Source organism: Pseudomonas helleri (genome assembly GCF_045830615.1).
Classification (GTDB): Bacteria; Pseudomonadota; Gammaproteobacteria; order Pseudomonadales; family Pseudomonadaceae; genus Aquipseudomonas; species Aquipseudomonas helleri.
Map to the genome: position 1 here is coordinate 3,942,134 of NZ_CP174501.1, position 12,534 is coordinate 3,954,667.

At 57.8% G+C, this 12,534-nt stretch carries 11 protein-coding genes and 1 pseudogene; 5 read left to right on the top strand and 7 right to left on the bottom strand.

Annotation, left to right across the window (positions count from 1 at the left end; translation table 11 throughout):
• Nucleotide 1 precedes the first annotated feature (1 nt).
• Nucleotides 2–1,480 (bottom strand): helicase HerA-like domain-containing protein, encoded by a 1,479-nt coding sequence (locus ACJJU9_RS17750; protein WP_407729128.1) that lies wholly within the window; start codon nt 1,478–1,480, stop codon nt 2–4.
• 195 nt (nt 1,481–1,675) lie between these two features.
• Between ACJJU9_RS17750 and ACJJU9_RS17755 the strand changes: the two are divergent.
• Nucleotides 1,676–2,707: pseudogene (locus ACJJU9_RS17755) on the top strand (cache domain-containing protein); the annotation flags it as partial.
• A 93-nt stretch (nt 2,708–2,800) separates the two neighbouring features.
• On the top strand, nt 2,801–3,565 hold the full coding sequence (locus tag ACJJU9_RS17760; protein WP_371928888.1) for a methyl-accepting chemotaxis protein: 765 nt from the start codon (nt 2,801–2,803) through the stop codon (nt 3,563–3,565).
• Between the two features lie 81 nt (nt 3,566–3,646).
• Here the strand turns inward: ACJJU9_RS17760 and ACJJU9_RS17765 are convergent, their stop codons facing one another.
• Both ACJJU9_RS17765 and purU read right to left on the bottom strand, forming a co-directional pair.
• A complete protein-coding gene (locus ACJJU9_RS17765) occupies nt 3,647–3,820 on the bottom strand; it encodes a hypothetical protein (RefSeq protein WP_173430627.1) in 174 nt (57 codons plus the stop codon).
• Between the two features lie 20 nt (nt 3,821–3,840).
• The gene (purU, locus tag ACJJU9_RS17770; protein ID WP_048370599.1) at nt 3,841–4,689 is read right to left on the bottom strand and encodes a formyltetrahydrofolate deformylase; all 849 of its coding nucleotides are present in this window, start codon (nt 4,687–4,689) and stop codon (nt 3,841–3,843) included.
• Nucleotides 4,690–5,037: 348 nt separating this feature from the next.
• Between purU and mvaT the strand changes: the two genes are divergently transcribed.
• On the top strand, nt 5,038–5,415 hold the full coding sequence (gene mvaT / locus ACJJU9_RS17775; RefSeq protein ID WP_048370601.1) for a histone-like nucleoid-structuring protein MvaT: 378 nt from the start codon (nt 5,038–5,040) through the stop codon (nt 5,413–5,415).
• A 78-nt stretch (nt 5,416–5,493) separates the two neighbouring features.
• Here mvaT and sbcB read toward each other — a convergent pair whose 3' ends face one another.
• The 3 genes from sbcB to ACJJU9_RS17790 all read right to left on the bottom strand — a co-directional run bounded on the left by sbcB (nt 5,494) and on the right by ACJJU9_RS17790 (nt 7,993).
• On the bottom strand, nt 5,494–6,945 hold the full coding sequence (gene sbcB, locus ACJJU9_RS17780; RefSeq protein WP_407729129.1) for an exodeoxyribonuclease I: 1,452 nt from the start codon (nt 6,943–6,945) through the stop codon (nt 5,494–5,496).
• Between the two features lie 105 nt (nt 6,946–7,050).
• Nucleotides 7,051–7,410 (bottom strand): PilZ domain-containing protein, encoded by a 360-nt coding sequence (locus tag ACJJU9_RS17785; RefSeq protein ID WP_273220490.1) that lies wholly within the window; start codon nt 7,408–7,410, stop codon nt 7,051–7,053.
• Between the two features lie 208 nt (nt 7,411–7,618).
• Nucleotides 7,619–7,993: a tol-pal system YbgF family protein gene (locus ACJJU9_RS17790; protein ID WP_048390709.1), complete on the bottom strand. Its 375-nt coding sequence runs from the start codon at nt 7,991–7,993 to the stop codon at nt 7,619–7,621.
• 154 nt (nt 7,994–8,147) lie between these two features.
• On the opposite strand from ACJJU9_RS17790, the gene pyk reads away from it, so the two are divergent.
• Complete coding sequence (gene pyk, locus ACJJU9_RS17795; protein ID WP_048370609.1) at nt 8,148–9,599, top strand: pyruvate kinase; 1,452 nt, start codon at nt 8,148–8,150, stop codon at nt 9,597–9,599.
• A gap of 150 nt (nt 9,600–9,749) precedes the next feature.
• On the opposite strand, the gene ACJJU9_RS17800 is transcribed toward pyk, so the two are convergent.
• The gene (locus ACJJU9_RS17800; protein ID WP_407729130.1) at nt 9,750–10,688 is read right to left on the bottom strand and encodes an iron-sulfur-binding ferredoxin reductase; all 939 of its coding nucleotides are present in this window, start codon (nt 10,686–10,688) and stop codon (nt 9,750–9,752) included.
• 305 nt (nt 10,689–10,993) lie between these two features.
• Here ACJJU9_RS17800 and ACJJU9_RS17805 point away from each other — a divergent pair, with 305 nt between their 5' ends.
• The gene (locus ACJJU9_RS17805; protein WP_048391500.1) at nt 10,994–12,517 is read left to right on the top strand and encodes a fumarate hydratase; all 1,524 of its coding nucleotides are present in this window, start codon (nt 10,994–10,996) and stop codon (nt 12,515–12,517) included.
• Nucleotides 12,518–12,534 lie beyond the last annotated feature (17 nt).

The following is a 12,534-nucleotide window of genomic DNA, read 5'->3' on the forward strand; positions in this document are numbered from 1 at the left end:
TTCATTTACGCTTGCCATTACCCAGCAACGACCCCAATAACCCGCGCACCAATTGACGGCCCATCTGGCTCGCGGCCTGGCGTGCCATCGATTGCAGGGCTTTGCCGGTACTCGTCCCCAAAAACTCACCGGCCTGATCCAGCAAGCTCGGTTCATGGGGCGCCGCCGGTGCTTGCCCTTCTGGCACCTGACCCTTGCGCGCCTGCAGCACTTCGTAGGCCGATTCGCGGTCTATCGGTTTGTCGTAACGCCCCTGCAACGGCGAACTGGCAATCAAGGCCGCCCGCTCGGCCTCACTCAGCGGCCCGATGCGCGATTGCGGTGGCGCAATCAATACGCGCTGAACCATCGCTGGCGTGCCTTTTTCTTCGAGCATGCCCACCAACGCCTCGCCCGTCCCCAGTTCGGTCAACACCGCCAAAGCACTAAATGCCGGGTTCGGGCGAAACCCGTCAGCCACCGCCCTCAGTGACTTTTGCTCTTTAGCGGTGAAAGCACGCAGTCCATGCTGGATACGCAAGCCCAATTGCGCCAGCACCGTGTCAGGCAAGTCCGCCGGTGATTGCGTGACAAAGTACACGCCCACGCCTTTGGAGCGAATCAACCGAACCACTTGTTCCAAACGGTCTTGCAACGCCTTGGGCGTATCGGCAAACAACAAATGTGCCTCGTCGAAAAACAGCGCCAGCAAGGGTTTGTCGGCGTCGCCACGCTCCGGCAATTGCTCAAACAGCTCGGCCAACAGCCACAACAGAAAGGTCGCATACACTTTGGGGGCTTCGTGCACCAGGCGGCTGGCGTCGAGCAAATGGATGCGCCCACGGCCATCGCTGGCAGGCTGCAAGAGGTCTTCGAGTTGCAGCGCAGGCTCACCAAACAACGACTCGGCGCCCTGCTGCTCCAACGTGGCCAAACGGCGCAATAACGCCTGGCTGGAGCCTGTCGTCATTAACGCTGCGTCTTCGCCCAGCACGTCCGGGTTCTCACGCAAATGCCCGAGCAGCGCCTTGAGGTCTTTGAGGTCCAGCAGCAACAAGCCTTCGCGATCAGCCACTTTAAACGCCGCGTACAACGCAGACTGCTGGCTGTCGGTCAGCTCAAGCAAACTGCCCAGCAGCAGCGGCCCCATTTCACTCAGGGTTGTGCGCAACGGATGGCCCGTTTTGCCCTGGATGTCCCACAGGGTGACCGGGTACGCCTTGGGCTGATAATTCAGCCACGGCATGCTGGCAATGCGCTCCGCAATTTTGCCTTGGGGATTGCCCGCCGCCCCCAGCCCACACAGGTCGCCCTTGATATCGGCGGCAAACACGGCAACCCCCGCATCGCTGAATTGCTCAGCCAAACGTTGCAGGGTGACGGTTTTACCGGTCCCCGTGGCACCCGCCACTAAACCATGGCGATTGGCCAAACGTAACGACTGAGCAATGGGCTGACCCGCAAGGTCAGCGCCGAGTACAAAAGCAGAAGAGTCAGGCATTTTGCCACCTTTGATTAATCTTTCACGGGTCCGCGTCGATACCCTCTTAATGCTAGACCAGAAAATTCCTGATTTAGCGTAGGAAAGCCCACTTATAAATACTCAAATCGCTTCTGTTCTAGCCGTGATTTGTAGAGTGCGCGTTTTACAGCGTGTAGGCCTCACATTTATAGAACTTAGCGGACCCTTCTAGCCATGAATAAAAACCTGCGTTTCAGTCATAAAATCCTGCTGGCTGCGTCCCTGATTGTCATAGCCGCGTTCTCGCTCTTTGCCTTGTACAACGATTACTTGCAGCGCAATACCATCCGCAACAACCTCGACAACTACCTGCATGAGATGGGCAGTGTCACCGCCAATACGATTCAGACATGGCTCGGCGGGCGGATTCTGCTGGTCGAAAACCTCGCACAATCGTTGGCCATCAACCCCGAGCCCGCCCAGGCCGCCAGCTTGCTGGAGCAGAAGGCGCTGACCAGCACCTTCATGGCCGATTACTTTGGTGACAACCAGGGCGCATTCACCATTCGCCCTGACAGCAAAATGCCCGACGGTTTCGATCCGCGTACCCGCCCCTGGTACAAAGACGCCGTCAACAGCGCCAGCGCCAGCCTGACCGAACCGTACATTGATGCGGTCACCGGGCAGATGATCATCTCGATTGGCAGCGCCGTGAAAAAAGCCGGGCAGACACTCGGCGTGGCCGGTGCTGACCTGAGCCTGCAAACCATCACGGACACCATCAATGCCTTGAACTTTAATGGCCTGGGCTATGCCTTTCTGATCAGTGGCGACGGCAAAGTCCTGGTTCACCCGGACAAAACCCTAGTCACACAGTACCTGAAGGATATTTACCCGCAGGACACGCCGCCCATCAGCAGCGCGTTCAGCGAGATCCAGGCCAACGGCAAAACCCGGATCGTGACCTTTACCCCGGTCAAAGGGCTGGGGAACGTCAACTGGTCGATCGGTCTGTCCGTGGACAAAGAAAAAGCCTTTGCCGCACTGAACACATTCCGGACATCGGCAGTGATTGCCACGGTAATCGCCGTGATTTCAATCATCGCCCTTCTCGGCCTGTTGATCCGCTTGCTGTTGCAGCCCCTGCACGTCATGACCCGCGCCATGCAGAACATTGCCGAAGGTGAAGGCGATTTGACCCGCCGCCTCGATGTGACATCCAACGACGAATTCGGCACCCTGGGCAGTGCGTTCAACGACTTTGTAGAGCGCATTCACACCTCTATGCGCGAAGTGTCATCCGCCACCGCGCAGGTTAACGAAGTGGCCCTGCGCGTGGTCAGCGCCTCCAACTCGTCAATGCTCAACTCCGACGAGCAGGCCAGCCGCACCAACAGTGTTGCCGCCGCTATCAACGAACTGGGCGCTGCCGCCCAAGAGATCGCACGCAACGCCGCCCAGGCCTCACAACAGGCCAGCGACGCCCGCGGCCTGGCGACCGAAGGCCAGCAAGTGGTTGAGCGCAGCATCAGTTCCATGCAGCAACTGTCGCAAATGCTCGGTACGTCCAGTGGCCATATCGAGTCGCTCAACGGCAAGACCGTGAATATTGGGCAGATCCTCGAAGTGATCACCAGCATCTCGCAGCAAACCAACCTGCTGGCCCTCAACGCCGCCATTGAAGCGGCCCGCGCCGGAGAAGCCGGGCGCGGCTTTGCAGTGGTGGCCGATGAGGTGCGCAACTTGGCACACCGCACTCAAGAGTCAGCGCAACAAGTCCAGGCAATGATCGAAGAGTTGCAAGTCAGTGCCCGCGCCTCGGTCAGCACCATGGATGAAAGCCAGCGCCACAGCGAAGACAGCGTCGAAATCGCCAACCTGGCTGGTGAGCGGCTGGTCAGCGTGACGGAGCGTATTGGTGAGATTGACGGCATGAACCAGTCCGTGGCGACCGCAACGGAAGAGCAAACCTCGGTGGTTGAGTCGATCAACATGGACATTACCGAGATCAATACGCTGAATCAGGAAGGGATTGAAAACCTGCAATCCACCTTGCGCGCCTGCACCGACCTCGAACAACAGGCCGCTCGCCTCAAGCAATTGGTGGGCAGTTTCCGTCTCTAAGCACTCTGTAGGAGCGAGCTTGTCTCGCGATCTTTTGATCGTTTAAAAGATCGCGAGGCAAGCTCGCTCCTACAGATAGCCTTACGGTTTGGGGTCTGCTTCAGCGTCTTGCTGTAGTTGCTCCCAAAGCCTGGCGGCGTCAGGAAAATCAGTGCCATCCTCGGGGCTGAGGGCGTCCGGGTCGTAACGACTCAAACAGCCCTCACCCACCGTGGCGGGCGCGCTGGAGGTAGCCTTGTCGAGTGGATCAGTCATGGCTACACAGGCCCATCAGGTCAAAACACGACAGTTTTGTTGCCGTGCACCAGGACGCGGTCTTCGAGGTGATAACGCAGGCCACGGGCCAGCACCATCTTCTCGACGTCACGGCCGAAACGCACCATGTCTTCAATGCTGTCACTGTGGCTGACGCGAACCACGTCTTGCTCGATGATCGGACCGGCGTCCAGCTCTTCGGTAACGTAATGGCATGTCGCGCCGATCAGCTTCACACCGCGCATGGACGCTTGGTGATAAGGCTTGGCACCCACAAAAGACGGCAAGAAGCTGTGGTGGATGTTGATGACTTGACCGGCGTATTCGCTGCACAGGTCGGGCGGCAGAATTTGCATGTAACGCGCCAATACCACAACTTCAGCCTCGTGGTGTTTGACCAGTCGCGAGACTTCAGCAAACGCAGGCTGCTTGTCTTTCGGGTCAACCGGCACGTGATAAAAGGGAATACCGTGCCACTCCACCATGCTGCGCAAGTCATTGTGGTTAGAGATAACGCACGAAATATCGCAGTCCAGCTCATCGCTGTGCCAGCGGTGCAGCAAGTCTGCCAGGCAGTGAGATTCACGGCTGGCCATCAATACCACGCGTTTTTTCTGCGCTGTATCGGTAATACGCCACTGCATCGAAAACTCTTCAGCGATCGGGGCAAATGCCTCGCGAAACGCCTCAATGCCAAACGGCAAAGAGTCGGCACGAATTTCGTGACGCATAAAGAACCAACCGCTTTGGTCGTCCGAGTGGTGGCTCGCTTCAGTGATCCAGCCATTGTGGGAGGCCAGGAAATTACTGACCTTGGCGACAATGCCGACGCCGTCGGGGCAGGCGATCACCAACCGAAAAGTGCGCATGAGGGGAAAACTCCAAAACTTTACTAAGGCCGCCATTCTAGCGAGTGCGCAGCAAAACTACAGTATTCGTTGAGCCTTATTGCCTGTGCCACGGGGTCGCGGTGCAAAAGCGTCGACGCCAACAGCGCCGTGGCCTGCATTGAATTTATCGATCCGTTGATACTATTTATTAATGACTTTGATTAAGCCTGGGTATCGACCTATTTAACCGGCTACATAGTGCAGACTGACAAAAGTTAATGAATAAAAATTTAAATTAATCTGACATTGGATATTTACTTGCTGAAACTGTCTGACTATTATTGCGCCACTGTCTCCCTGTCACCACTTCAGCATAAGGTAAGCCTCATGTCCTTGATCAACGAATACCGCGCAACAGAAGAAGCCATCAAAGAACTGCAAGCTCGCCTGAAGAACCTGTCGGAAGACGACAAACTTCAAACCGAGCTGGAATTTGAAGGCAAACTGCGTACGCTGATGGGCGAATACCAAAAGTCGCTGCGTGACATCATCGCGCTGCTGGACCCAGAAGCCAAAGCAAGCAAAGCACCACGTGGTGTTGTTAAAACCACCGGCACCAAACGTGCCCGTAAGGTTAAACAATACAAAAACCCGCACAACGGCGAAGTGATTGAAACCAAAGGTGGCAACCACAAAACTCTGAAAGAGTGGAAAGCCAAGTGGGGCAGCGACGTGGTTGAAGGCTGGGCAACTTTGCTCGGCTAAGTGATTGCGAACACCTCGTGTGTTCAGCAACACCCATAAAAAACGCCAGCTTGCTGGCGTTTTTTTATTGCCCGGCATTTAGTCCGTTTCAGTGGCCGGAGTTACCAGCCCTACTCGCCGGCTCACGTCCTGAGCGTAACGCTGCCATTGCTCCAAGAGCTTCAACTGCGCAGGCGTTGCGCTGCGCGCCAGGCCTTCTACGGCCTCGCTGAACTGGCTCAGGGTCAACGGCGCACCAAAGGCCGGGTCGGTCAAACGCTGTTGGCAAAACTGCTGCCAACGCTCGTGTTCTTGCTCACTCAAGGTCGCTGGAAAGTTTCGCGCGCGGTAACGGAATAACAATTCAGGCAACCGTTCGTCATCAAAAGGCCACGTATCTTTACCCAACTGTTCCGGATCACTTAAGCGTACTTGCTCACACAACCGCCGGTCGCGGTCACCGAGAAAACCGTCATACAGTTGCTGCTCCGGGTCCTCACTGGGAGTGAAGTCTTCGCGGGCATAAATAACATTTAACTTTTGCTGCCAAACTTCCTGGGCCTCTATCAGCATCTGGGCACGTGCTTGATAATCCGCCATGTCCAACTGCAAACGCTGCTGATCCTGCGCACGCACAACAGTTAACGGGGCGACGACCGGACAACGATTAACGTGAATCAGCTTAAGTCCAATGGGTAATTGACCTTCGGCTAATTCTTCGCGCCGCGTATAAAGCAGCGCACGAAGCGATTCAGCCTCCATGTCCATTAAAGGCTGCGGATCAAAATGCAGGTCATAGACAATCAATGCATTACGGTTTTTGGGATGCCAGGCCAAGGGTAAAACCACACCGATATAATGCCGCGCCGCCGAAAAACGCCCCGAGATATGCACCATCGGTTGCAACAATCGAACTTGATCCAGCACCCGCTGTTTAGTTCGCAATTGAAATAACCAGTCATACAGTTTTGGTTGTTTTTCACGGATCAGACGCGCCAATGCGATGGTTGCACGCACATCGGACAGCGCATCGTGTGCCTGACCATGGTCAATGCCGTTGGCGGCCGTCAAACGCTCAAGCTTGAGCGTCACCCGCCCGTCTTCTTCGGGCCACACAATGCCTTCAGGGCGTAGCGCATACGCCGCACGCACAACATCAATCAAATCCCAACGACTGTTGCCGCCTTGCCATTCGCGCGCGTAAGGATCGAAGAAGTTGCGATACAGACTGTAGCGCGTGACCTCGTCATCAAAACGCAAGGTGTTATAGCCCGCCCCGCAGGTGCCTGGCTGCGCCAATTGCGCATGGGTGCGGGTCATGAACTCGGCTTCGCCCAGGCCTTTGTCTTCCAGAACGCCCGGCGTAATGCCGGTAACCAGGCAAGCCATGGGGTGCGGCAGGATATCGTCGCTGGGCTGGCAGTACAGATTGAGCGGCTGGTCTATCTCGTTGAGCGCAAAGTCGGTGCGGATCCCGGCAACCTGCACCGCACGATCGTTGCGCGGATTGATGCCGGTGGTTTCGTAGTCGTACCAGAAAATGGAAGTCACGGGGTGTTCCTGGGCAGTATTCCCACTCAGTCTAGGCGTTCAACGCCAGGCAAGACCAGCCCGAAGCCTTAAGGGCAAGCTGCTGGTCTCGTCTGCGCCAGCCCGTCAGGCAGAGGCTTGTCTGGGGTAAAAGCTGAAATAGTGGTGCAGGTCGTCGATCAGCGCGAGGTATTCCTCAGGCGGCTGATAGAGGATAAAACCGGAGTCATAGACGTTGGGCGTGACATCTTCACGGCACCACAGGCACCGGGCGACAAGGTCGATCAAGTGCACATGGCCATCACTGCCGGGCAGCTTGAAACGCAGCTGAAAGTCGGCCTCGACCAGCAGAGGCAAGTGGCTGATCAGCACCAGACCGCCCTCGGAGGCATTGCCCAAATACCCCATGGGCTTGTCCGTGAAGCGATTGAAGACTTTGAGAAAAGATGTCAATTCGTGACGCTGGATGCGGCGCTCAGTAACCATATTGAATTCACTTGTAAAGGCCCGGGGTAACTGCCCGGAAGGCCGCACGCCAAAGGGCTGCCGACCAGGCACTGAGTCTTACGGTGTTGCGTACCGATTCAGGTAAAGCATAGTCAATAAATAATCGGGTGATGGCTATGCGCCATCAATCACCGCCAAGATCCCGCCACGCAGGGGTTATGGCCCTGTAGCGCGCACTCAACACACCTCAGATCTTCGCCGGCAGGGCTTGAGCCTGACTGGGGCCAGGAATGAACTTGAGAATACGCAGCGTTTCGATCCGAGCTTTGGCTCGATAGGCGTACTCGCTCTTCGGGAACTCGTTGATGATGTATTGATAGGTCTGGGCGGCATCCAGGTAAAACTTTGTACGCTCAAGACACAGACCGCGCAACATTGCCGTTTGCGGCCAGATATAAGGACGGCTGCGGCTGTCACGGTCTACCTCTGACAGCTCCAGCATCACCGCTTCACAATTACCACGGTCATACGCCCGGTAGGCATTGTTCAAATGATGGTTCATTGACCAGCGGGTACAGCCAGCAACACTGCTGACCACCACTAAAATAAGCAAAAAGCGCATGGGCATCTCCTGTTCTAAACAGTGTATCGACCCCGTAGGCAAATTCTTCATAGCCTGTGCACCACAACTTAAGTCGAAAGTAGTGCAGAGGAACAATGACTACAGCCAAAGACCATAGTAGCCTTTGGCAGCGCTTGAACTCAGGAGTCTTTGCATGTCCGTTCGTCGAACTAAAATCGTTGCCACACTTGGCCCTGCCAGCAATTCCCCGGAGATGCTTGAACAGCTGATCCTCGCTGGCCTGGACGTCGCCCGTCTGAACTTTTCCCACGGCACTCCCGATGAGCACAAGGCTCGCGCCAAGCTGGTGCGTGACATCGCCGCCAAGCACGGCCGTTTCGTCGCGTTGCTGGGTGACCTGCAAGGCCCGAAAATTCGTATCGCCAAATTCGCCAACAAACGCATCGAACTGAAAATCGGTGATCGTTTCACCTTCTCCACCAGCCACCCGCTGACCGAAGGTACCCAAGAAGTTGTCGGCATCGATTACCCGGATCTGGTCAAGGATTGCGGCGTCGGTGACGAACTGCTGCTCGATGACGGTCGCGTGGTCATGCGTGTTGAAACCGCCACTGCCGATGCTCTGCACTGCGTGGTGTTGATCGGCGGCCCGCTGTCGGACCACAAAGGCATCAACCGCCGTGGTGGCGGCCTGACAGCCCCTGCGCTGACTGAAAAAGACAAGGCTGACATCAAGCTGGCTGCCGAAATGGAAGTCGACTACCTCGCCGTGTCGTTCCCGCGTGACGCTGCTGACATGGAATACGCCCGTCAACTGCGTGACGAAGCCGGCGGCACCGCTTGGCTGGTGGCAAAAATCGAACGCGCTGAAGCAGTAGCCGACGACGAAACCCTCGACGCACTGATCAAAGCCAGTGACGCAGTCATGGTTGCCCGTGGCGACCTGGGCGTTGAAATCGGCGACGCCGAGCTGGTGGGCATCCAGAAAAAAATCATTCTGCACGCACGTCGCCACAACAAGGCGGTGATCGTTGCGACCCAGATGATGGAGTCGATGATCCAGAACCCGATGCCAACGCGTGCCGAAGTGTCCGACGTTGCCAACGCCGTTCTCGACTACACCGACGCCGTGATGTTGTCGGCCGAAAGTGCTGCCGGTGCTTACCCACTGGAAGCCGTGCAGGCCATGGCGCGTATTTGCGTCGGTGCTGAAAAGCACCCGACCAGCAAAACCTCCAGCCACCGCATCGGCAAGACCTTCGAAAGCTGCGACCAGAGCATCGCGCTGGCGGCCATGTACACCGCCAACCACTTCCCTGGCGTTAAAGCGATCATCGCCCTGACTGAAAGCGGTTACACGCCGTTGATCATGTCGCGCATCCGTTCTTCGGTGCCGATCTACGCGTTCTCCCCGCACCGCGAAACCCAGGCCCGTGCGGCCATGTTCCGTGGCGTCTACACCGTACCGTTCGACCCGGCTTCGTTGCCGCCAGAACAAGTCAGCCAGGCCGCTATCGACGAACTGCTCAAGCGCGGCGTCGTAGAGAAAGGTGACTGGGTCATCCTGACCAAGGGCGACAGCTACCACACCATCGGTGGCACCAACGGCATGAAGATCCTGCATGTCGGCGACAAAATGGTGTAAGCCCTAACCGGCCCACACCCAAAGCCCCGCCCGAGCAATCCGGCGGGGCTTTTTTATAACAACCCGCACCGTTCCTGCGTAGGAGCGAGCTTGCCTCGCGATCTTTTGACCTTAAAAGATCGCAGCCTTCGTGATTCGACAGCGCCTACATCAACTGCGGGTCAAAAATGCATCGGCCAACAGTTGATTGCGCGAAAGCCCGGCCAAAAACAGCCGTTTGGCAAACGCTTCAACCGTGTCCGGATGGCCGCAGACCAACGCGTGGGTCTGCCGCGCCACCACCCGCAACTGCAACAGATAGTCTGCCAACTCGCTGCGCAGCACCCACTCAAGCGTCAGATTGGCATGTTCGGCCGCCAATGCTTGCAACTGCGCCCTGAGATAAAACTCGCTGTCATCGCGGGCCACGTGCACCAGCCGGATCGGCCCTTGATGATCCTGACGCAGCGCCTCGCGCAGCACGCCAAACAGAGGCGCCAGCCCGGTCCCCGCCGCCATTAGCCACAACGGTTGCTCTTGCCAGTCCGGGTCGTAACGCAACGCCCCACCCCGCAATTCGCCCAAACGCACAGGATCGCCCACCTTGAACTGCCGGGCCGCATCGGCAAATTCGCCGGGGTGCGCGCAATCGACATGGAACTCCAGAAAGCGGTCTTCATCAGGCAGGCTGGCCAACGAATAAGGCCGGGCGATGCCGCCGGGCGTCCATAGCACCACATGCTGCCCCGCCCGATAGCGCACCAGGCGCTGCGCCCTCAAGCGCAGGCGCAACACCGTGGCGCTGAGCCAGTCGACTGCCGCCACCTCGGCGGGCAGGCCGTCGCGTTGCGGGTCAAAGGCTTCTATATGCAGGTCAGCGCTCACCTGGCACTGGCACGCCAGGCGCCAGCCTTGCTCGCGCTGCGCACGGCTCAGCGCCTCGGGCTTGAGGTCATGCGGCTCACCCTGCACACAACGCACCAGACAGGCATGACAACTGCCCGCCCGGCAACTGTAAGGCACAGACACGCCTGCCTGATTCAAGGCATCCAGCAAATTGCAGCCATCAGCAACTGACCAGCGTTTGTCAGCGACGTGTAACTCGGGCACTTCTGGCCTCCTGTGGGTAATTAGTCTTATAGACGCTAGGGCCGGGCGAGTCGCTTGACCCAGCTCAGTGCGCCTAGCCCCCGAAAAGCGAAGGTCCTGCGGCCCTTATCGCAGCCTTCGGCAGCGGCTACAAGTTTTGCCTGCTCAGGTGTAACAAAGACAGGGGCGGGTTATACTGCCGCGCCTTTTTTGTACCGGTCATGCGTGCCCGGTACATCTCTCAAGTTGTTTACGACAGACCGAAACACCCAGGTCGCAAACACCTTATTGATTGAATGTTCCCGTCTTATAGAGGAGCGCGACCCATGACCGTGATCAAGCAAGACGATCTGATCCAGAGCGTTGCTGACGCCCTGCAATTCATTTCTTACTACCACCCCGTTGACTTCATTCAGTCCATGCACGAAGCCTACCTGCGCGAAGAATCGCCAGCGGCCCGTGACTCGATGGCGCAAATCCTGATCAACTCGCGCATGTGTGCCACCGGCCACCGCCCGATTTGCCAGGACACCGGCATCGTCACCGTGTTCGTGCGTGTGGGCATGGATGTGCGCTGGACCGGCGCCACCATGAGCCTGGACGACATGATCAACGAAGGCGTGCGTCGCGCTTACAACCTGCCAGAAAACGTCCTGCGTGCATCCATCCTGGCCGACCCGGCCGGTGCTCGCCGCAACACCAAGGACAACACCCCGGCAGTCATCCACTACTCCATCGTCCCGGGCAACACCGTGGAAGTGGACGTGGCGGCCAAGGGCGGCGGTTCCGAGAACAAGTCGAAAATGGCCATGCTCAACCCGTCCGACTCGATCGTTGACTGGGTGCTCAAGACCGTTCCGACCATGGGCGCGGGCTGGTGCCCACCGGGCATGCTCGGCATCGGCATCGGCGGCACGGCTGAAAAGGCGGCAGTGATGGCCAAAGAAGTGTTGATGGAGTCCATCGACATTCATGACCTGATCAAGCGCGGCCCGAGCAACCGTATCGAAGAGATGCGTATCGAGCTATTCGAGAAGGTCAACCAGCTGGGCATCGGCGCCCAGGGCCTGGGCGGTCTGACCACCGTGCTCGACGTTAAAATCATGGACTACCCGACCCACGCCGCTTCCCTGCCGGTGTGCATGATCCCGAACTGCGCGGCCACCCGCCACGCACACTTCGTGCTCGACGGTTCCGGCCCTGCCGAACTCGAAGCGCCACCGCTCGACGCCTACCCGGAAATCGTCTGGGAAGCTGGCCCGTCGGCCCGCCGTGTCAACCTCGACACCCTGACCCCGGAAGACGTACAAAGCTGGAAGCCGGGCGAGACCGTGTTGCTCAACGGCAAAATGCTTACCGGTCGCGACGCAGCGCACAAGCGCATGGTCGAAATGCTCAACAAGGGTGAAACCTTGCCGGTCGACCTCAAAGGCCGCTTCATCTACTACGTTGGCCCGGTTGATCCGGTAGGCGACGAAGTGGTTGGCCCGGCAGGCCCGACCACCGCTACGCGGATGGACAAATTCACCCGCCAGATCCTCGATCAAACCGGCTTGCTGGGCATGATCGGTAAATCCGAGCGCGGCCCGACTGCCATCGAAGCGATCAAGGAACACAAAGCCGTGTACCTGATGGCCGTGGGCGGTGCAGCCTACCTGGTTGCCCAAGCGATCAAAAAATCGCGCGTGGTGGCGTTTGCCGAACTGGGCATGGAAGCGATCTACGAGTTCGACGTTAAAGACATGCCAGTGACCGTGGCAGTCGACAGCAAAGGCGAGTCGGTGCACATCACCGGCCCGGCGATCTGGCAACAAAAGATCCACGACAGCCTGGCCGTAGAAGTGCAATAAGCACGTCCACGCCAGAC

Coding starts and splice junctions, on each gene's coding strand:
- ACJJU9_RS17765 (WP_173430627.1), bottom strand. CDS start 3,820: ATGACTGATCCACTCGACAAGGCTACCTCCAGCGCGCCCGCCACGGTG.
- ACJJU9_RS17760 (WP_371928888.1), top strand. CDS start 2,801: ATGCTCAACTCCGACGAGCAGGCCAGCCGCACCAACAGTGTTGCCGCC.
- ACJJU9_RS17790 (WP_048390709.1), bottom strand. CDS start 7,993: ATGCGCTTTTTGCTTATTTTAGTGGTGGTCAGCAGTGTTGCTGGCTGT.
- ACJJU9_RS17750 (WP_407729128.1), bottom strand. CDS start 1,480: ATGCCTGACTCTTCTGCTTTTGTACTCGGCGCTGACCTTGCGGGTCAG.
- ACJJU9_RS17805 (WP_048391500.1), top strand. CDS start 10,994: ATGACCGTGATCAAGCAAGACGATCTGATCCAGAGCGTTGCTGACGCC.
- pyk (WP_048370609.1), top strand. CDS start 8,148: ATGTCCGTTCGTCGAACTAAAATCGTTGCCACACTTGGCCCTGCCAGC.
- ACJJU9_RS17785 (WP_273220490.1), bottom strand. CDS start 7,410: ATGGTTACTGAGCGCCGCATCCAGCGTCACGAATTGACATCTTTTCTC.
- mvaT (WP_048370601.1), top strand. CDS start 5,038: ATGTCCTTGATCAACGAATACCGCGCAACAGAAGAAGCCATCAAAGAA.
- purU (WP_048370599.1), bottom strand. CDS start 4,689: ATGCGCACTTTTCGGTTGGTGATCGCCTGCCCCGACGGCGTCGGCATT.